Here is an 18,026-nt window from a genome sequence, read left to right on the forward strand (position 1 = left end):
GGTCGGTGTCCTAGTTGTTGCGTCATTGATTCTTTCGTGCAGAGCTAGATCTGGTGATGATGTATTGTCCGATGGCATCAGGTTCGCCGATGGGTGTGCCGTTGACTTCGACCCAGGCGTGTGCGCGAAAGGGACGATCGGTGAATCCGGTGCACCATGTGACGGATCGGTGAGATATGCGGCATGCCGCCGCTGTGGAGAGAGACCGAAGCAGACAACCCTGCTGGCTGCGGCATCTGCGGCTTACCGCACATACGGCGTTGCGGTAACGCTTCGCCATGTCGGCATCGGCTGGCGGATACCGTTCGGACCACGTTTCAAGCTGACGGCAAAACTCTCCGATTCGTTGTCGTTCCATCTGTCTTCCGATAATGATGGCAATCAGCGCCACCAGGCGGTCGTGAAAGTTGACTCGTGTGATTGCTTCCGGCTGTAGAGGGATGCTCATAAACGCACGTGCTTCCCCATATCGGCGAGAAATCGTTCCGTATCCCGGACGATGATTTGTCTGTCAGCCCGATATTCTTCGGCGATTTCATTCGTGCAATCCTCGACGGTTTTGCCGTGCATCAGACCGTCGAGGATGATTCGGCCTATTTCGTTGATCTGCAGGTATTCGCCGGTGTCGTTGACGAATACGATTGCCCCTCCCTCTTTGGGATACAGAGATATCTGGTCCTTCAGGCTGGTGTTCGCCATCGTGTCATCGGTTTGCATGTCTTAGCCACCTTTCCACTGCCGCGACTCGTTGCATTTCGAACAGAAACGTGATGTCAGGCATCGGCATGGAAGCTCGACGCCGTATGGCTGGCATATCGATCAATCCTTCTTCGTCCAGCTCTCCACCGGTGATTGAGTTGAGCAGCGAGTCCTTCGAGCGTTGCCAGGCCAGATACAGTGAATATGAGTGATCGCCTTTGACGGGACGCCGGAATATCGTTTCGGGGACTATGCCTTTGAGTGCCCGGTACAATACGGCTTTGTGTAGATTTCCTTCGGTGCGTGCACTGATTGGGGCGCATAGCGCATAGTCCGCGATCCCATGGTCCAGGTAGGGGGAGCGGAACGTTATGTCGTCAGAGGCGAACGTCCGATTAACCTGATTGAGCATTCGTGCCTGCATTGACAGAGAATAGAGCGCCTGATGACGGCTTCGGTCGGGGCTCAATGGCCGAATGTCGGCGTGTTTGAATTGTGATTCAATAGCGCTATATAGGATATCCCTGGCTTTTGTGGTCAGGAATTCGGGAATGAGTATGACATCGTGCCATCCACAAGGCGAGGAGCGATGGTTATGACCTTGTTCCGCGTCCAGGAACGATGACCGTAATTCCTCATACAGATCGGTGTTATCGGTCAGATCGAGAATTGCCTGATGGGGTGGGATTCGGTAATCGGCGCTGTATTGTCTTCGGATGTCTCGTAGTCGCAGTGGGTGTTCCCGCAGGCAGCTCCAAGATGAGGATGGCATAGATGCGAACAGCTCGTCTCCTCCGAAACCTGTGACATGGATACGGCTTGTGCCTGCCTCCATTTCGGAGATTCGGCTGAGATAGCCTTCGATATCGCTCCAGTAGATCGGTTCTTCAGGTATCTCGTTGTTGGGGTATTCGGCTGCGGGTTCGAATGATCTGTTTCCATCCACGACTCGGCCGACTTTGATGAGTGGCATCCGAACGTCCTCGGAGATTCGCTCGGCCCATTGGGAATCCTGATTCATTGGATCGTCGGGTGTTTCATGATACAGGGGCATACGAACCCCCTCGCTGGCGAAGATGTATGTGATGGCGGCGGAATCCACTCCTCCGGACACATCGGCGGATAGTAGTGCCTCATTGCGCCACTCATCCGCGATCGTCAGGAAACTGCTCCTTAGCGATGCCAGAATTGCGCCGTTTGAAACATGTTTTATGGGTGAAGGTTCCGCTCTCGTATATCGCGGCCTATTGGATTTGTCGAGGTGCAGTATGGTTGCGACAGGTATGGAATGTACGTTCCTCCATGGGGATTTGTCCCCTCGTAGGCTGTCAGGGAGCGAAGGCAGCAGATCCATGACAATGCGTTCTAGGTCAAGATCGGCGTTCGTGATGCTTGCAAGTCGGGAGGCGCTGTCCGACAGGAGCACTTCATCTTCGGAGACGATCCAGAACATGCGATCGCCACTCAGCAGAGGAACTTGGACGCATGTTCCCTCGTCATTGATGCTGATGGAGGCGGGAAGCTTCGAACAGTCCGTTGGCTTCCCGCCGCGGACAATCACGGTACGGTTTGGGTTCTTATACGTAAACGGCATCACGTTTCCCTATCCTGATACAGCTAGGGATCATCAATATATGCAGGGTTTCGGTCAGTTCGATCCCCAAGGGAACGGGGCCTTGGCGCCGCCAACATCGACATAGTTGCCGAACCATACGCCATTGGTTGCTTCCTTGAATGATGCGATGACCTCAACGGCAGGAGGCACATAATCCTTCATCTTCGTTCTCCTCGTGTTCTGGATATGGAACCGGATTGCATGTCGGTGCATGCCATTCCAGTTAACATGATTTGGATAGTACATCCAAGAATGTGTTTGGTGTTTGTCATCTTCGGATGACAAACACCAAACACATGGATCTATGGGGAATCGGACGATCTGCTGGCGTTTTTCAGTCTTCCTTCCAGAGTTGGCCGCGGGAACCCTCTTTTACCACGGTGCCTTTATCCAGTACCACAACATCATCGGTAATCGGCTTCAGCTTGCCGTCCGGTTCGGATGCGATGAGCACCGCAACGCCACGATTTGTCTGCTTCCGTATCTGCTCGCAGATCCAATTCGTGCCCGATTGATCGAGTGCCTGGAGCGGTTCATCTACGATCAGGGCTTTGGGATTGGGAAGCAGAGCTATGGCGAATCGCATTTTGAGGACATCGATTGGAGCGAGATCGTGGAGCTTGACGGTGAGAAGATTCTGCAGTTCGGTCATGTGAATAATCCCGTCAAGAAGCGAATCAGACGTTCCGGCCCAGAACGCCTTCCAACGAAGATAGGTTCCGACCGAGTAATACGGGGATAGTGAAATGGCTTCGGGCATTGCATTCACAACGTTTTTGGGTATACGGGATGTGCCACAGGGTTTGCCACAGGTGTATATGCATCCGGAATCCGGGATATCCAGTCCCAACAGCATCCGGAGAACAGTTGTTTTGCCGGCGTCATGTGGCCCCATCAGAACGGTGACTCGACCTGCATAGGCGGCAAATGTGATCCCATGCAATTCGCGACCGGCATGATTGAATGAGACGTTCTCAAACGCAATGATGGGTGAAGCCGAATCGGGCAGCTGGCACATCGTTTTCCTTTCTTCGATTGACCCGAGCCGCAATAATCGAAGTCCCCCCCCCCTAACGGTTTTTGGATACTGCCCTATCTTAGGGGATGGCAAAAGTGACGTGATATATGCTAGGTTTGTTCCGTTCGCTTGAGCGACGGACATAGACAGTTAACCAGTTTGCTCTATTCTCCAATAAAAGGATTGTGGTGTTTGTCATCTGAAGATGACAAACACCACAATCGTTGAGATGAATATCGTGATTTTTATGCTGGTTTGCTGCCTGTTATTTGGTCCAGCCCCGATTGATACCAAGCTATGGCGATTTGGACTCGGTCCCGCATGTGCATTCTGGCCAATATGCGGCTTACCGTGCGTCGTACCGATGTCGTTTCGATGAATAGGCGCTCCGCGATTTCCTGATTGGACAAGCCTGCCGCCACGAGTTCCGCGACTTCATGTTCCCGCTTGGAAAGTCCGTCGAATAGGCTTCGTAGCAGCTTGATGCGGGTGTTGTCCGATATGGGCCGAACCCCGCGATTGAGTACTTCACCGGTGATTCTCGGTGTCAATACCGCATCTCCGTTATGCACGGCGTGTACGGCGTCACGTAGCTGTTTGGGGGTCGCATCCTTGAGCAGGAATCCGGATGCCCCTCGCGCCAATCCGTCGAAGGCGTAATCGTCCTCATCGTATGTGGTCAGGATCAGTATCTGGATTTGGGGGAATTGCTCCTTGATGATGCCCGTCGCCTCTATGCCGTCCATGACGGGCATGCGCACGTCCATCAGAATCACGTCAGGCAGTTGCTGCGGTGATTGCCGTAGGAACTCGATTGCTTGGGCGCCGTCCACGGCCTGGGAGCTGACGATGATGTTCGGATCGTTGTTCAGCATCATCATGAAGCCGGTGCGCGCCCCTCGCATGTCATCGACCAGCATGACCTTGATGATGTCGTCTCTTGCATCCTTCATGGTTCTTCCGTTTCTTTCAGGGGATTAGTGCCTTGACCGCCCAGCCATTGCCGTATGGCCCATAGGACAGGGTGCCGCCCATTTTCGCAAGGCGTTGGGAGAGCCGTTGCAGTCCGGTTCCACCTGTCGGCTTCCTGCTTTGACCGGATGCCTCGCCGGTGGTGTCGTGTCCGGAGACGTGTCCATCGTTGCGGATCGTGATTGCTGTTCCGCCATCACGGTAATGATTCCAGGAGACGGCAATGCGGGTCAGTCCCGCGCCGTGCCGAAGGGCATTGGTCAGTGCCTCGCGAGTGACGGCGAAGCATAAATCCGAACGGCGGGGGTCCTCGACGCGTCTTCCCGTTTCGGTGAACACGACGATGATTCCGGTTGAGCGTATGTGTTCCAGTACGGGTCTGATATCGTCCCAATCCCGTAAACGCAGGATGTCATCCTGATTCACTGGGTCAAGACCGACCTGTTCCAAAGACGGCTGCGATTCCTCTTCATTGAAGACCTTTAGTATACGGCGCGTATCGGTCAGACTGTCCTTCGCAATCGATGTGATCTCTGCTAAGACATCAGCCAGTTGCGAAGCGGAATAGCCGCCATTCCTTATGCAGTCCTCACCTCCCTGCGATAACGCGATAATCGAGGTCAATCCATGACCGACACTGTCATGCAGCTCGTTGGCCATGCGAAGGCGCCGTTCCGTACGATTCTTTTCCTCCGCCAGCATTGCGGTCTTTCGCCGTGCCTCGGACAGCAGCCTATTCGACGTTCGCCGTTCCCACGCTATGGACAACAGTGAGGATGCGATGCCGGCCAAAGCGACGGAGTACAGTAACGCCAAATATTGAGGCTGCAGATAGGAGGGATAGATGTATTGCATTGCGATCATGCAGATCATGGCCAGATCGCACATGGCCTGAACATACAAAGGAAGCCGAATGCACAGATAAAGCACCAAGATAAGCGCGACCTGCGTGTATGAGTGCAGACCAACGCCGAACAGGACGCCCAGAGAGAGCTCAATGAATTCCAAGGCCAGCAACGCCACGGGGCTTCTGGACCTTAACGTCACGTTTATGGCTCCCAAAACTAGCAGTATAAGGAAGTACCATATTCCCGCTCCCTCGTTGAGGAACCGGATAAACGAATATCCTGTGCCGATTGCCATCCGCTCTTTCACATAATCGCGGATCAGCACGCCCATCGTGCCAACGATGCAGATCAGAGTCGTCGTGAAACGAAGCAGGCGTTCCCCTTTGAGCTGACGAAGCCATAGGATCAATCGATCCCGCGGGGTGACGGCTAACGTTTGTCTCCCATCTGATGACTTACCCCGGCGTGAGCCCATAATGAGATGGTTCCTCGCAACCTGCACCTTACGCCTTCTTCGTTGTCCGAGAATACAGCTTTCCCATTATCTACGATTTGAGGCTCGCATGTCCATGACTGGGCTCCTGTTTGACATCTACGGATGACAGTAACTTATCGCGGACTTCCCTCTCCGCTTGCGGAGAGAATGCTCCAGGCGGGGCTGTTCGACATACTCTCCGCAATCGGCGCGGGAACGCGGCCCCGGTCCATGCGCTGCGCGCATGACCGTGCTGTCTGGCCGCTCGCATGCTCGCGGCGGTGGGCCGCGCGGAATCTGACGAGGGGTTTGCGGCCACCACCAGCATGCCATGCGCTCCGTCTGCGTTCCCTGCGCCGTGTCCCGCGCCGCTCCCGTGCCTGCGCTGCGACGGCGGACCAGCATGCCGTCTTCGCTACTGCCCGGATCGTCGCGGTCCACGCCTCCGGTCTCTCCGCCTGCGCGCATGGCAGGCGGGTGGTGTCCGAAATGGAAACCACACGGAAAGGACCGATGGACATGAACGACATGGTGGACACCCGCACGACGGGAACCGGACTGGCGAAGCGCGTACGCGACGGGTTCCTTCAGGACCGGCGTGAACTTGGGCCGGCGGAAGCGGCCGACAAGTGGTTCGCACCCCTGATGGACAGGTGGAACGGCCTGCTGTCGCGCGACGAGGGAGGCTTCTCCCATGAGGAGCGCGTCACGCTGGCGGTGCTGATGACCGAGTGCCTGAGCATGCGGGACGCGCTGATACTCGCATCTTTGCGCGAGATGGGCGGCGGCGAACTGCACATGCTGTACGCCCAGCCGCATTCGATGGAGTCGGCGGCCGTGGTCATGCGCGAACTGTCACGGGCGTTCAAGGACGCCGCCTACCAGCCGGACACGAGACGCGGGGAACGCGCGACGGCGTTGCTGGAATCGGTGACGGCCGACGCCCCGGACGGATACAAGGCACAGCCGATGGCGTCGTGCGCGTACCTGCTGTGGATGGCCGACCGTTCGACCGCCGCCGCGGTGCGCGCGCTCAAGGCCTTGGCCTTGGACGACGACTGCTCGTTGGCATCCCTCGTGCTCGCGGCCAGCGAACACGGCATCCGCCCCGCGTGGACGGAACGCCGCCGCCACTGAGCGTCGGCCGTGGATTCATCTGGCTGGGGCTTCCGATTCCGGAAGCCCCAGCCAATCCCCAATCATCTGTTTTTTCAAGGAGACAATCATGGAAACCGCAATCATCGAACGTCCCGTATCGGCCGACGAAGGCATGGAGGAATCGAACATCGTCATGCTGGACGTGGGACTTATCGATCCGAACCCCGCGAACCCGCGCCGCGACGTGGGCGATGTGTCGGAACTCGCGGATTCGATACGCGCGCAGGGCATCCGGCAAAACCTGCTCGTCACTCCCACGCCGCAGGGACGCTACCTGCTCGTCATCGGGCATCGCCGCCTCGCCGCCGCCAAACTCGCCGGATTGAGCCGGGTACCCGCCGTGGTGGCCGATTTGTCGGAACGGGAGCAACGCGAGCTCATGCTCGTGGAGAACAGCCAGCGCGCCGACCTGACCGTCATCGAGGAGGCCGACGGCTATCAGGGGCTTCTCGATTTGGGCGTGGGCGTGGACGAGGCAGCGCAACGCACCGGCCGTTCCACGTCATTGGTGCGCCGACGCCTGAAGATAGCCGCCATCGGCGAGAACGCGCGAAGCAAGGCCGGAACGGCCCAGCTGAGCATCGACGACTGGGAGACCATCGCCGACTTCGACCGGCATCCAGACCTTCAGGAACGGCTCGCCGAGGCGGCAGGCGGCAAGAACTGGAACATGGCCGTCAAGCACGCCCGGCAGGAGCGAACATGGCGCGAATGGCTCGACACGGCGCGAGCCGAATTGGAACGCATGGGCATCGACGCGGCCGACGAACAGCCGAACACGGACAACTGGTATGACTCGCCAAAGGGATTGCGTCGCACCACGATGCTGACCACGGGCGACATCGCCAAGGCCATCGACGCATGGCGCGACTCCCATGACGGAGCCACGCCCGTCGTTGGAGTGCGGGCCGAAGGCGCGTCATGGGCGCGCGGCATCGCCCTGTACGAAACCGTGGACGAGGAGGCCGAGACCGCGGCCCGCGAGGCGCGTGAGGCGCGTTGGCGCGAGGAACGGGAACGCGAGGAACGCGAGACGGCACCGGCCAAGGAGTTCGCGCGGGCAAGCCGTGATTTGCGCATCGCGTTCGTGACGCATCTCATGGAACTGAAATCCCAGCCGAAGGGCATCGGCAAAGCCGTCGCCCTGCTGTCCGCGAGATTCGCGCTCGATACGCTCACCGAGGGATTCGACCAATGGAACAGTCATGCCGAGGACGTCTGGGAGCAAATCACCGGCATCGGCACGGCGGGCGACGACGCCGATGATGCAAAGCCGGAGGACGAGGCCGAAGACCCGTTACGCGAGTCCGTCACCGCGATGATTGCCGGCGACCCGCAACGGGCCGCGTTCGGACTGCTCTACGCCTTGGCCGAAGAGCGCGTCAGCTGGGAAACGTGGCGTGACGCGGCGACCATCGCGGAACACGCCGCACCGTTGTACGAGGCGTTGGAAACACTCGGCTACCGCACCTCGGACACGGAAGCCGAAGCCCTCAACGGCTCCCTCGTACCAATCGATGACGACGACAATGGCGAGGATACCGGCATAGGGCAGGACAGCGAACCGGACGACGATGGGGCGTCGCAAGCCGACGACGCATCCGGCGAGCCGGACGACGCCGAATAAGCGACGGACGGGGCGGAACCGGAATACGGGTTCCGCCCCCGTCCGGGCGCGAATGGCGAAACGTGACGGCGCATGCGCGCCCGCGCCTTCCGGAGCCAAGCGGCGGCGGGTGACGTTCAGCCGTGGCGGGAGGAGCGTCGTCGGAGCCGCGCGTCGCACCAATCCATGAGCATGCTCGCAAGCACGGCCGTGAGAAACGTGGCGACGATCAACGCGAACGAGCCGTCCAATGCCGGAGCGTCCGAGCCGGCGAGGAAATGCATGAGCAGGAACGCCAGCATGAGCAATCCCGACAGCATGGCGAACGCCGTGAACACGGAGTTCACGAGGAACACCACGAGCCGCAACGGGTGCGCGAACAGGGCAAGGCACGAGGCCACGCCACGCATCAGCATGCGTATCACGCCCGTCGCCAGCGACAGGCCAAGCATCACCAGCAGCATCGGCATCGCCGCCACCTCCCGTATGTAGCCAATGTCATCCAGCGTAGCCGCCAGGACGCGGGAAACCGAATCGCAATCCCTCCGGGTCCAATCCAATCGAACCGGATTCTCCGGCATCACCGGCATCGGCCGCATTCGCCGTTGCGGCGTTGTCTTCCGTCAGGGCAATCTCCGGCGTATCGACGGCGGATGCCGGTCGGCCGTCGGATTCGAGGGACAAATCCTCGCCATCATGGATTTCGCCGTGACTATCGGCGGGATTGGCCTGCCCGTAGTCGGGCGTGACGGCATGGAACGCCATGCCCGTCTCCCTTGGCTCCATCCTGAGCGTGCGCACGAGCTGGGCACGAGGCATGTGATGGTCGTCGCAGAACGATTGGGCGGCGTCACGGAATCGTTCCGCGGCCCAGCGCATATCGTCCAGCAGGATACCCAAACGCGACAGTTCGCCGCGTTTGCGCCGAAGCGCCTCCAACTCGGCATCCAATGCGTTGTCGGCGATGGCGCGCATCGCCCGGTTGCGTTCCCTCGGCTTCGCCATGACGGTCTCCTCACGGTGATTGTTCTTCACTGCCCCGCATCGTAGAACGACGCCGGCAATGATGCCGGCGGACACGAAACGGAACCGGCGTCGGCATGCGAAACGTGACCTGAAGTCCGCCGCGCATGGCGTGGCGCCAAGGCGAAACTGACCGGTGCGCAACCATCCCCTCCCCGGAGGGGCGGTTGGTGTGTAGCAAGCATCGCCGGTGTACGTACACCGGCGCGGCCCCGCGAGGCTCGGGGCCGATCGCGGGACACCCGTGGAACCCGATATGAGGAGGCGCCGATGGGTTGGAAAGGCAACCGTTCCAGGACGATCCGCAAGGCGGTCACGTTCAGCGAGGAGGAATGGCGGTGGGTGGCGGACTCGCTCAAAGTGGAGAACCGTCAGCGCATCCAGGCCGGGCTCAGGCCCGTGGGATGGATGGCGTTCGCCCGCAACAGGATCAGATGCGCCCACCGCGTCAACATCACCGTGCCCGCGAACCTGCATGACGTGAGCGCCCAACTGGCGAGGATCGGCAACAACGTCAACCAGATCGCCCGTCACGCGAACACCACGCGGGAGACGGACCTGGCCATGCTCTCGCGCGTGTTCGACGAGCTGCGCCAGGCGGAACGGCTGGTCGCGGGCCTGCGCATCCGGGTGGAGACCGACGTTGACCCCAAAGGGGTGCCCGAATGGCTGTAGTCAAGATCGGCAAGATCAAAAGCACGCTTGCCCGCAGCATCGCCTACGTGACGAACCCGGCCAAGACCGACGGCTACCGGTGGGCCTCGACCACCGTCGGCGATGACATCACGGACGCCGAGTCCATCGCCCGAGGCTTCGAATGTGCGTTGGACGCCACGAAAGGCGGCTCACGCCGGCAGGGGGCCGTGTTGGCGCTGCACGTGATCCAATCGTTCGATCCCACCGACCAGGTCACGCCCCGATTGGCGCATCTGATCGGGGAACGGTTCGTCCGGGAGATCACCGGAGGCACGCACGACTACGTGATTGCCACCCACACCGACAGATCCCACATGCACAACCACATCCTCATCTGCCCGGCAGACCGGATCACGGGCAAGGCCCTGCGTCTGAGGAAAGGAACCCTGGGCGAATGGCGGAAGATCAGCGACCGGCTATGCCGCGAATACGGGCTGCACACCCTCATGCCGGAACGGTCCGGGCGCGTGGCCCCGTCGATCGGGGAACTCCATCTGAGCGCCAGAGGCGGCAACATCAAGGACCGGTTGCGCACCAGCATCGACACGGCCTGCATGAACGCCCATGACTTCGCGGGCTTCCGCCGCGAACTCGCGACGCTCGGCGTCAACGCGACCGTGCGCGGCGGACGCATCACCTACACGCCATGCGGGCAGACCCGCGGAATCCGAGACCGGCGACTGGGCGTGGCATACAACATGCTCGCCATCATGGGCAAGATCCACCGGCGCACGCTCAGCGAGATCACCTTCCACGAGGCCATGATCGCCCGTCGGACGGATACGGCGGTGACCGTTCGGGTGCCCGGCACGCACGGACGCCTGCGCCTGTCCATACCGTGCGACCGGCTCGTGCGTGACGGAAGGATCTGGCACGCCTACCTGTCCGACGACGTCAGACAGGTGCTCACCGACGAGAACGGCGGCTATGCACGTTCAACGGACTGCGAGGGCCTGTACGCATGGTTCGCGCGGCCCACGCTGCGACTGGAGGACTACTGCCGTCAACGGTTCGACGGCCGGGACCTGACCGGCGTGAACGGGCGCGCGCTGCGTCAGGCAATCGCCTGCGACCGGCTCGCCGACAGCCTGCGCGAGCTCAAGGTGCTCGCCCAGGTCATCGACGAAGGCGACGGCCGGCTGGCGACGCTCGGCCGACTCACCGACTCCGTCGAACTCAACGCGAAGCACATGCGCGCCCTGATCGCGCTCATCGCCGACAACCATGATCAGGGAGCCGACGCCACGGGACTGGAGGCCCAGCTCGCCATCGAGGAGCAAGAGACCCGTGGCCTGGCCTCCGACGCCCTCGCCCTGCGCCGGCTCATCGCCCGCACCACGCCAACCGCCGAACGCTCCGACGGCGCACGGCGCGCGCAACGCCGCGATGGCGGGCATCGTGTCCGCCGCAGGAACCGGTGAGCCGGCGGAAGCTGGAACGCAACGAACCACGACGGATGACGGGAGAATCCTATGGCGGCCGAGGACCAGGCACAGGAACTCATGATGCGCGTCAGCGAGCAAGGCACGCGCGTCATCATCGACGTGACCAAATACGGGCTCGACAAGGCGCTGCACCTGCTCGGCATCGGCGTGCACGCCACCGGCGAGACATTACGGCGTATCAGGACCACCGGCAAGGTGGACGGCAAGACCCTGCACCGCACCGGCGAGCCGATCAACGTGCAGGAAGTCACCGGACGATACGCCCGACAGCTCGAACACGACCTGAAAAAGGCCGGCATCACCTTCCACATCGAGCACGACCGCGACACCGGCCGCACCTTCCTCCACTTCCAAGGCAAGGACGCCGACGAGGTCAACCACGTCGTCTCACGCATCGTCGAACGCCTCAACCGGGAACTCGCCCGGCAGGAGACCGCCACGACTCCCGAACCCGGCGACGCCGATCCCGCACGGCCGGCCACGGAGACAATGCCGGCACCGGAACGAGAGGAGCCGAATCCGTTCCTCGAACCCTCCGACGACGCGCTGCGCCTCGCCTTCGACGCCGAATCGCCATCGAACGGCCGGTTTGACTTCCGCACGGTGCCCTGGGACCGTGACGCCGCGATCATCACCGACCAGCTCGACCGGCTCCACATACCCCACCACACGCAACGGGTCGCCGACGACACGGTGCGCTTCACCTACCCGGCCGGCCAGGCCAGACGGATCGCCGACACTATCGAAACCCTGACCGCACGCTCACGGGGCCTGGACTGGAACCGCATGGACATCCCCGCCCCGGACGGCGGCGTGCGCCGCCCCAAAACCAAGCAGCAGACCCTGAACGACATCCGCACGCGGGCCGGCAAACGCATCGAAGGGCAACGCCGCACCGCGCCCTCGAAGCAACGCACCCGCACCCGGTGAACGGATGCGCGACGACCATGACCGGAAAGGAACATCGCCATGCCCGAGCTTTCAGCCAACGCGCGTTGGCTCATGGACAACCTCATCGACAACGACCGGCAGGCCCTGGCGGACATCGCGCGACGCGGCGAGCAATACGCGGCCGCCGGCATGCCGCAGGACAATCGGCTGGGCCAGGTCGCCCGCATGGTCGTCGATGACGCGATCCGACGCCACAACCAGGCATGGCCCGACGCCTCGATCAGCTTCCCTGCGCCGGACCTCGACCAGGCCTCCGACGAGATCGCCCAACGCATCCGCACGCAGGCCGCACGATCATGGAACACGCCCGACGCCATGCAGACGCCGACGCGATGGCAGCCCGAACAGACCGGAAACGCGCGAACTCCGGCCCCGGAGCCGAAACGGAACGAGACGGCCGTCGGCCGGCCCGGCGGCGAGCAGACGGCGCAACCCGCGGCCGGTGGAAGAACAAGGGAGATCTGGCCGCGCGTGAACTTCCCCAACAGCTACGTGCACCTGTACCGGATGACCTCCAAGGACGGGCGCATGTTTGACAAGATGCGCGTGGCGATACCGCAGGGCACCAGCATCCGCGGCGTGGACCTGACCGGATGGCAGCTCGACCGCTTCCTGACCGACCATGCACGGGACGCCAAACTGAACGGGCGCGACGTGACCGTCAGCTTCAAACCCGGCGAACCGGTAGAACTGTGGCGCGGCAAAGGCGAGCAACGAGAGACCATGCGCATCGACGACGCATGGCAGCTGTGCCGCGCCGTCAAAGCGCAACGCATGGCCTACGCGAGGCAGCACGCCGAAAACAAACCAGTCACCGCCACCACCGGCACCCCAACCGGCGAGGAACCACCAGCAGCACCCGGCCCGGAAAACCCCGAACCGGCGGCCGAGCAATCCCGGAAGGCCGGCAAGAGCCGGACACTCGACGCCATCAAGGACAGGGCCGAACGCCGCACGCAAACACCATCCACCACGCCGGCAAGAACGCGGACGCAATCACAGCAATCACAGACAAGGAGCCGATGATGGCGGAAGACGACCTGACGATCAACGTATGGGTAGGCAACCTCGGACGATACAACGAGGGCACGCTCATCGGCGGATGGCTGCGCCTGCCCACGGACGAGCAGCGGATCAACCGGTTCCTCACCGAACAGGTCGGACTGACGCTCGACGCGCAGCAAGCCTATGAGATCGGACGCCAAGGAGGCGTCACCTATGAGGAATACGGCATCTTCGACCACGAATACACGGGCCTGCTCGCCGCACTCGACTACCGGCCCGGCGAATACGAAGACCTCCACTCCCTGAACACGCTCGCGCAAGCCGCCCGGATCTTCACGCAAGACCAGCCCGAAGCATTGGAGGCGGTACGGCTGGCGGCCGATATGAACGGCGTGCACGACCCGATCGGACTGGCGAACCTGCTCGTCCAATCCGAGGACATCGAATACATGACCTACGACCCGCCGCAAGGCATCACGCAGGAGAACACGCCCGACCTGGACGAGATGTACGGCTGGCATTGCGTCAACCAAAGCACGGAACTCGCGAAACTCCTTGACGGACCATACGGCATGTACTTCGACGTGGCGAAATACGGGCGCGACGCCGCCATCAACGACAACGTCACCCTCGCCGACCACGGGTTCCTGATCGACGCCACCATCCCCGACACCAAACGGTATTCCGGCACGGAACTCAAGCAGATCATCGACGCCTACACCGACGACGAGCCCGGCCTCGACGCCACGACGCAGTCGACCCCCGACGCAATGCGGATGATCGAGCGCTGGGGAGACACGCACGACAACGTGATGCGATCGGACGGCACGGAGCGCATCACCGAACGCATCATGCAGGCCAACGACACCGATGGCGACACCCTGCGCCGACAGGTCCAAGGCCTCGTCAAACCGGTGGCCGACCAGCTGGACGGCGACATGCCCTCAGGCTCGGCCACGTTCGCCCGACTCGTCGCCGAACACGCAGCAGAACACGCCAATCCCGACCAGATGCCGGCACGGGAACCGTTCCGGCTCGAATCACTGCTCGAACCCAGCGAACGCATCATGGAATACACGCTCGCCGGCACGGCGACGAACTGGGGAGCACCCGTCTACCAGTGCATCATGCCCGCCGATTCCACCGACATCAGCGCCGGATTGGAGGACACCCTCCAACGCATCATCGCCGACCGGACCGGGCGCGGCGACGCCGCCTCGATACTCGCCGAAACCATGGGCGCCAAGCCCGCCGGCGAACTCGACCCCGCCGACGGCATCACCCCGATCGACCAGGGATACGCGCTGCCCGCACCCATCACCTCCTTCAACCCCAAATCGGCGAAAGAGGAAGAGCCGAACACGTCGAAAGGCAGGGACACGGTGCTCGACGGCATACGCCAACGGGCCAGCCAGCGCGCCGACGACCCCACAGCCCATCCGTCCACACCGGACCGGACGAAGACCCGCAACCGATAAGCCGCCGAGGAGACCAGCATGACCACCATGGACACCGCCTACCGGCAACTGCAGGACGAACTCAAACGCCTCGGCTACGAGCTGCGCATGGAAGGCTTCGGCATCCTCCAGCCCCAAGGCTCCTACGGGGACATCGAACCACCGTACCGGCTCGTCACCCTGCGCGAGATCCCCATCGAACCGTTGCCCGAATGGTCGGCCGACGTGCACCCGCACGACATCACCTACCGGTTCGACGCCACGCGATACCAGCACGACAGCGAACAACGGGACACCATTGACGTGCGCGACTACGAAACATGGACGCGCACCGTATGCGACGAACAACACGTGCAAGGCCGCGTGCTCATCGACATGGACAAAACGGCGGAGGAACGCATCGCCGACCTCGCCACCGCAATCCACTACATCCAATCCGCGAACCCCGCATGCCGCTCCTACCCGGTGGACCGCAAGACCCGACGCAACGAACTGCCCGACCGCACCCGCATCAGCCAGCCGATCGACGACTACCGGGACCCGTGGAGCATCCGGGTCATGGCCGCACGGGAACAGGCCCTCGACACGCTCGCCTCCAAACACGTTCGGGTGTCCAAGGCCCGCGCCGAATCCGACGCGCTCACCGGAGGCGGCCGCCATGCCCGCGCCGTCGGACGCGACGCCATCAACGCAGTCCAAGGCAAAGCCCCGAACATCGACAAACCCATCAGAAAACGCAGGCCGAGCCGATGATCGACGCCCGACATCCGCAGGCCTATGCGCGCGGCATCCTCACCGATGACGCCAGATTCCACACCGACGGCGACGGCAGGACGACGGCAACCCTGACCGTGAACGCCGGCACCATGGACACGCCGCTCATCATCCGCGTGCACGCGGCCGGAGACCATGCGACATACCTGCGCGAACAGAGCGCACTGCAGGGACGACGACTCATCGTCCACGGCATCATCCACGAAGAGGAAAACGCCGACGAAGTGTACATCCTGGCCGACGAGATGGCCCTGCACACCAGCGTCAAGGACACACTCCCGTGAACACGGCGCGAACAATCACGATCATCGATGCAGGCGAGGAAACCGTTGGCACTCCAATCACACGCGGGAACTCGGCCATCTACGATGCGGAAACACCCGTGGGACGCATCCTTGCCGCGATGTGCGACGGAGGCGACACCATCGAGAACCGCCAAGGTCTCACGCGCATCACCAGCGCCGCCGACGCGGGAAACAGACAGCCGGCACTCGGACGCGATAAGCCTTTGCAAGCGGACACCGCCGTCATGCAGCCCGCGGCCGACGATCCGCCATGGACTAGGGAACAGACGCTCACGAACATCCGCGTCCGCGCCGAACACCGCATCAACAGTCGGATTTCGCAAGCGGCCGAAGCATTCGTTGGAGATGACATACGAAGAACCATGACGCAGCACCGCGTCAGCGTGGGAGGAGACAAGGGAAACCAATGAAACGCCTACAGGCCATACTGCCCGCGGCCATGGGACTGCTCACACTGTTCTGGCTGGGCGACAAGATCGGCTACCAGATACGCACCGACCTGGATGAAGGCACGAGCGTGATCGACCTGATGAACAGATTCTGGCTCGACCTGTACCATCCATTCCACCTATCCACGAACCATACCGATTTGCTGTGCGGACTCGCCGCAATGGGAGTCGGCCTGCTGATTTGGGCATACAAGTACACGGCACGCCTGAACCTGCGCAACGGCGAGGAACACGGCTCCGCCCACTGGGGCACCCCGAAGGACATCAAACCGTTCATCGACCCCGTGGAATCCCGCAACATCCGATTCACCGCGACCGAACGGCTCTCCATAGACACGCGACGCACCCTGCGCAACCTCAACGCGCTCCTGCTCGGCTCATCAGGCTCCGGCAAAACCCGCTACTACGTCAAACCCAACCTATCGTCCGTGGACATGAACTGGGCCGTCACCGACCCCAAAGGCGAACTCAAACGTGACACGGAACACGCCATGCGCGATCGCGGATACCAAGTCAACACGCTCGACCTCATCCACCTCGACCGGTCCGACCGGTTCAACCCCATGCGCTACATCGACCCCGAAGAACCCCAATCCGCGATCCTGCGTCTGACCGACAACCTCGTCACCAACGCCAACGGAGACCGCAAAACCGGAGACAGCTTCTGGCAGGACGCCGAAAAAGCACTCCTATGCGCCCTCATCGCATGGACCTACTACACCGAAAACAACCCCACCCTCAACCAAGTCACCGACACACTCGACCGAATGGGAGCCAGCGAACAGGACGAAGACAAGGAATACATCATCGATGCGCTCTTCGCCGAAGCCCAAACCGAAATCCACCGCATGCGCGAACACCCCGACGACTACGATGAGGAGACCCGGAGCATGCTCGACGGGCTCGCGTTCGCATGCGCCCAATACAACACGTTCCTCAAAGGCGCCGGCGAAACCAAGAAAAGCATCATCATCACCACCGGCGTCCACCTTTCACCTCTCCAAGTGCGCGAGGTACGCCGGATCCTCGACGGCGACGACATCCGGCTCGAAACCCTCGACCAAGGCAAACGCATCATCTACCTCGAACTGCCCGACACCAACGCCACGTTCTCCTTCATCGCCAGCGTCTTCTACCAATGCCTCTTCGAAACACTCGTGCGCAAAGCCGACATCAAACCCGACGGAGTACTCGACCGCGACGTGCACTGCATGCTCGACGAATTCGCCAACATCGGCAAAATCCCCAACTTCGTAAGGCTCATCGCCACCATACGAAGCCGACGCATCAGCTGCAGCATCATCCTCCAGACCGTCAGCCAAGGCAAAAGCCTCTACAAGGATGATTGGGAGACCATCGCAGGCAACTGCGACAGCCAGCTCTTCCTCGGCGGCAACGAACCCAGCACCACCAAATACATCAGCGACCGACTCGGAGACCAGACCATCGACGTCATCGAAACCAGCGAAACCAAAGGCCTCAACGGCAGCTGGACGCGCAGCACCCGTAAGAACGCCCGAAAACTCCTCA

The 18,026-nt window shown here is 61.5% G+C and carries 20 protein-coding genes; 11 read left to right on the forward strand and 9 right to left on the reverse strand.

What is annotated here, in order from left to right; genetic code table 11:
* Window positions 1-22: 22 nt before the first annotated feature.
* The 7 genes from BFAL_RS11890 to BFAL_RS06745 form a co-directional block, all read right to left on the reverse strand.
* Entirely contained in the window at window positions 23-448 is a 426-nt protein-coding gene (locus tag BFAL_RS11890) for a lasso peptide biosynthesis B2 protein (RefSeq protein WP_082440438.1), read from the reverse strand.
* Complete coding sequence (locus tag BFAL_RS06730; protein ID WP_055427646.1) at window positions 445-717, reverse strand: PqqD family protein; 273 nt, start codon at window positions 715-717, stop codon at window positions 445-447. Before BFAL_RS06730 ends, BFAL_RS11890 begins: the two co-directional genes overlap by 4 nt.
* Window positions 704-2,293 carry an asparagine synthase-related protein gene (locus tag BFAL_RS10690; RefSeq protein WP_082440439.1) on the reverse strand — a complete coding sequence of 530 codons (1,590 nt, stop codon included), beginning with the start codon at window positions 2,291-2,293 and terminating at the stop codon, window positions 704-706. Before BFAL_RS10690 ends, BFAL_RS06730 begins: the two co-directional genes overlap by 14 nt.
* A gap of 54 nt (window positions 2,294-2,347) precedes the next feature.
* The gene (locus tag BFAL_RS11040; RefSeq protein WP_014484606.1) at window positions 2,348-2,476 is read right to left on the reverse strand and encodes a lasso RiPP family leader peptide-containing protein; all 129 of its coding nucleotides are present in this window, start codon (window positions 2,474-2,476) and stop codon (window positions 2,348-2,350) included.
* 172 nt (window positions 2,477-2,648) lie between these two features.
* The gene (locus BFAL_RS06735) at window positions 2,649-3,332 is read right to left on the reverse strand and encodes an ATP-binding cassette domain-containing protein (protein WP_055427647.1); all 684 of its coding nucleotides are present in this window, start codon (window positions 3,330-3,332) and stop codon (window positions 2,649-2,651) included.
* A 245-nt stretch (window positions 3,333-3,577) separates the two neighbouring features.
* On the reverse strand, window positions 3,578-4,285 hold the full coding sequence (locus BFAL_RS06740; RefSeq protein ID WP_055427648.1) for a response regulator transcription factor: 708 nt from the start codon (window positions 4,283-4,285) through the stop codon (window positions 3,578-3,580).
* A 16-nt stretch (window positions 4,286-4,301) separates the two neighbouring features.
* On the reverse strand, window positions 4,302-5,483 hold the full coding sequence (locus tag BFAL_RS06745; protein WP_223847560.1) for a sensor histidine kinase: 1,182 nt from the start codon (window positions 5,481-5,483) through the stop codon (window positions 4,302-4,304).
* Window positions 5,484-6,146: 663 nt separating this feature from the next.
* Here BFAL_RS06745 and BFAL_RS06750 point away from each other — a divergent pair.
* On the forward strand, window positions 6,147-6,764 hold the full coding sequence (locus BFAL_RS06750) for a DUF4192 family protein (RefSeq protein ID WP_143249101.1): 618 nt from the start codon (window positions 6,147-6,149) through the stop codon (window positions 6,762-6,764).
* 88 nt (window positions 6,765-6,852) lie between these two features.
* Complete coding sequence (locus BFAL_RS06755; RefSeq protein WP_055427650.1) at window positions 6,853-8,412, forward strand: ParB/RepB/Spo0J family partition protein; 1,560 nt, start codon at window positions 6,853-6,855, stop codon at window positions 8,410-8,412.
* Between the two features lie 116 nt (window positions 8,413-8,528).
* Here the strand turns inward: BFAL_RS06755 and BFAL_RS06760 are convergent, their stop codons facing one another.
* Together BFAL_RS06760 and BFAL_RS06765 are read right to left on the reverse strand one after the other, a co-directional pair.
* Window positions 8,529-8,861, reverse strand: coding sequence for a hypothetical protein (locus BFAL_RS06760; RefSeq protein ID WP_055427651.1), 333 nt, complete (start codon window positions 8,859-8,861; stop codon window positions 8,529-8,531).
* 28 nt (window positions 8,862-8,889) lie between these two features.
* The gene (locus BFAL_RS06765; RefSeq protein ID WP_055427652.1) at window positions 8,890-9,396 is read right to left on the reverse strand and encodes a hypothetical protein; all 507 of its coding nucleotides are present in this window, start codon (window positions 9,394-9,396) and stop codon (window positions 8,890-8,892) included.
* Between the two features lie 288 nt (window positions 9,397-9,684).
* Between BFAL_RS06765 and BFAL_RS06770 the strand changes: the two genes are divergently transcribed.
* The 9 genes from BFAL_RS06770 to BFAL_RS06810 form a co-directional block, all read left to right on the forward strand.
* Window positions 9,685-10,089 carry a MobC family plasmid mobilization relaxosome protein gene (locus BFAL_RS06770; RefSeq protein WP_055427653.1) on the forward strand — a complete coding sequence of 135 codons (405 nt, stop codon included), beginning with the start codon at window positions 9,685-9,687 and terminating at the stop codon, window positions 10,087-10,089.
* Window positions 10,080-11,531, forward strand: coding sequence for a relaxase/mobilization nuclease domain-containing protein (locus BFAL_RS06775; RefSeq protein ID WP_055427654.1), 1,452 nt, complete (start codon window positions 10,080-10,082; stop codon window positions 11,529-11,531). The genes BFAL_RS06770 and BFAL_RS06775 overlap by 10 nt, the downstream gene beginning before the upstream one ends.
* Before the next feature lie 51 nt (window positions 11,532-11,582).
* Window positions 11,583-12,485: a PcfB family protein gene (locus BFAL_RS06780; protein ID WP_055427655.1), complete on the forward strand. Its 903-nt coding sequence runs from the start codon at window positions 11,583-11,585 to the stop codon at window positions 12,483-12,485.
* A gap of 39 nt (window positions 12,486-12,524) precedes the next feature.
* The gene (locus BFAL_RS11380) at window positions 12,525-13,532 is read left to right on the forward strand and encodes a hypothetical protein (RefSeq protein WP_174514763.1); all 1,008 of its coding nucleotides are present in this window, start codon (window positions 12,525-12,527) and stop codon (window positions 13,530-13,532) included.
* Window positions 13,529-14,989 (forward strand): antirestriction protein ArdA, encoded by a 1,461-nt coding sequence (locus tag BFAL_RS06790; protein ID WP_082440440.1) that lies wholly within the window; start codon window positions 13,529-13,531, stop codon window positions 14,987-14,989. Before BFAL_RS11380 ends, BFAL_RS06790 begins: the two co-directional genes overlap by 4 nt.
* A gap of 18 nt (window positions 14,990-15,007) precedes the next feature.
* Window positions 15,008-15,721 carry a hypothetical protein gene (locus BFAL_RS06795; protein WP_055427657.1) on the forward strand — a complete coding sequence of 238 codons (714 nt, stop codon included), beginning with the start codon at window positions 15,008-15,010 and terminating at the stop codon, window positions 15,719-15,721.
* The gene (locus BFAL_RS06800) at window positions 15,718-16,026 is read left to right on the forward strand and encodes a hypothetical protein (RefSeq protein WP_055427658.1); all 309 of its coding nucleotides are present in this window, start codon (window positions 15,718-15,720) and stop codon (window positions 16,024-16,026) included. The genes BFAL_RS06795 and BFAL_RS06800 overlap by 4 nt, the downstream gene beginning before the upstream one ends.
* Window positions 16,023-16,457 (forward strand): hypothetical protein, encoded by a 435-nt coding sequence (locus BFAL_RS06805; RefSeq protein WP_055427659.1) that lies wholly within the window; start codon window positions 16,023-16,025, stop codon window positions 16,455-16,457. Before BFAL_RS06800 ends, BFAL_RS06805 begins: the two co-directional genes overlap by 4 nt.
* The coding region (locus BFAL_RS06810) for a VirD4-like conjugal transfer protein, CD1115 family (RefSeq protein ID WP_055427660.1) at window positions 16,454-18,026 on the forward strand (1,573 nt) is incomplete at its 3' end. The genes BFAL_RS06805 and BFAL_RS06810, both read left to right, overlap by 4 nt.

It is taken from the genome of Bifidobacterium aesculapii, assembly GCF_001417815.1.
In the GTDB taxonomy this organism is placed as follows: Bacteria; Actinomycetota; Actinomycetes; order Actinomycetales; family Bifidobacteriaceae; genus Bifidobacterium; species Bifidobacterium aesculapii.

Excerpts from the sequence above, each read along its gene's own strand:
- BFAL_RS11890 (WP_082440438.1), bottom strand. The coding sequence starts at position 448 with ATGAGCATCCCTCTACAGCCGGAAGCAATCACACGAGTCAACTTTCAC.
- BFAL_RS06730 (WP_055427646.1), bottom strand. The coding sequence starts at position 717 with ATGCAAACCGATGACACGATGGCGAACACCAGCCTGAAGGACCAGATA.
- BFAL_RS10690 (WP_082440439.1), bottom strand. The coding sequence starts at position 2,293 with ATGCCGTTTACGTATAAGAACCCAAACCGTACCGTGATTGTCCGCGGC.
- BFAL_RS11040 (WP_014484606.1), bottom strand. The coding sequence starts at position 2,476 with ATGAAGGATTATGTGCCTCCTGCCGTTGAGGTCATCGCATCATTCAAG.
- BFAL_RS06735 (WP_055427647.1), bottom strand. The coding sequence starts at position 3,332 with ATGTGCCAGCTGCCCGATTCGGCTTCACCCATCATTGCGTTTGAGAAC.
- BFAL_RS06740 (WP_055427648.1), bottom strand. The coding sequence starts at position 4,285 with ATGAAGGATGCAAGAGACGACATCATCAAGGTCATGCTGGTCGATGAC.
- BFAL_RS06745 (WP_223847560.1), bottom strand. The coding sequence starts at position 5,483 with ATGGGCGTGCTGATCCGCGATTATGTGAAAGAGCGGATGGCAATCGGC.
- BFAL_RS06750 (WP_143249101.1), top strand. The coding sequence starts at position 6,147 with ATGAACGACATGGTGGACACCCGCACGACGGGAACCGGACTGGCGAAG.
- BFAL_RS06755 (WP_055427650.1), top strand. The coding sequence starts at position 6,853 with ATGGAAACCGCAATCATCGAACGTCCCGTATCGGCCGACGAAGGCATG.
- BFAL_RS06760 (WP_055427651.1), bottom strand. The coding sequence starts at position 8,861 with ATGCCGATGCTGCTGGTGATGCTTGGCCTGTCGCTGGCGACGGGCGTG.
- BFAL_RS06765 (WP_055427652.1), bottom strand. The coding sequence starts at position 9,396 with ATGGCGAAGCCGAGGGAACGCAACCGGGCGATGCGCGCCATCGCCGAC.
- BFAL_RS06770 (WP_055427653.1), top strand. The coding sequence starts at position 9,685 with ATGGGTTGGAAAGGCAACCGTTCCAGGACGATCCGCAAGGCGGTCACG.
- BFAL_RS06775 (WP_055427654.1), top strand. The coding sequence starts at position 10,080 with ATGGCTGTAGTCAAGATCGGCAAGATCAAAAGCACGCTTGCCCGCAGC.
- BFAL_RS06780 (WP_055427655.1), top strand. The coding sequence starts at position 11,583 with ATGGCGGCCGAGGACCAGGCACAGGAACTCATGATGCGCGTCAGCGAG.
- BFAL_RS11380 (WP_174514763.1), top strand. The coding sequence starts at position 12,525 with ATGCCCGAGCTTTCAGCCAACGCGCGTTGGCTCATGGACAACCTCATC.
- BFAL_RS06790 (WP_082440440.1), top strand. The coding sequence starts at position 13,529 with ATGATGGCGGAAGACGACCTGACGATCAACGTATGGGTAGGCAACCTC.
- BFAL_RS06795 (WP_055427657.1), top strand. The coding sequence starts at position 15,008 with ATGACCACCATGGACACCGCCTACCGGCAACTGCAGGACGAACTCAAA.
- BFAL_RS06800 (WP_055427658.1), top strand. The coding sequence starts at position 15,718 with ATGATCGACGCCCGACATCCGCAGGCCTATGCGCGCGGCATCCTCACC.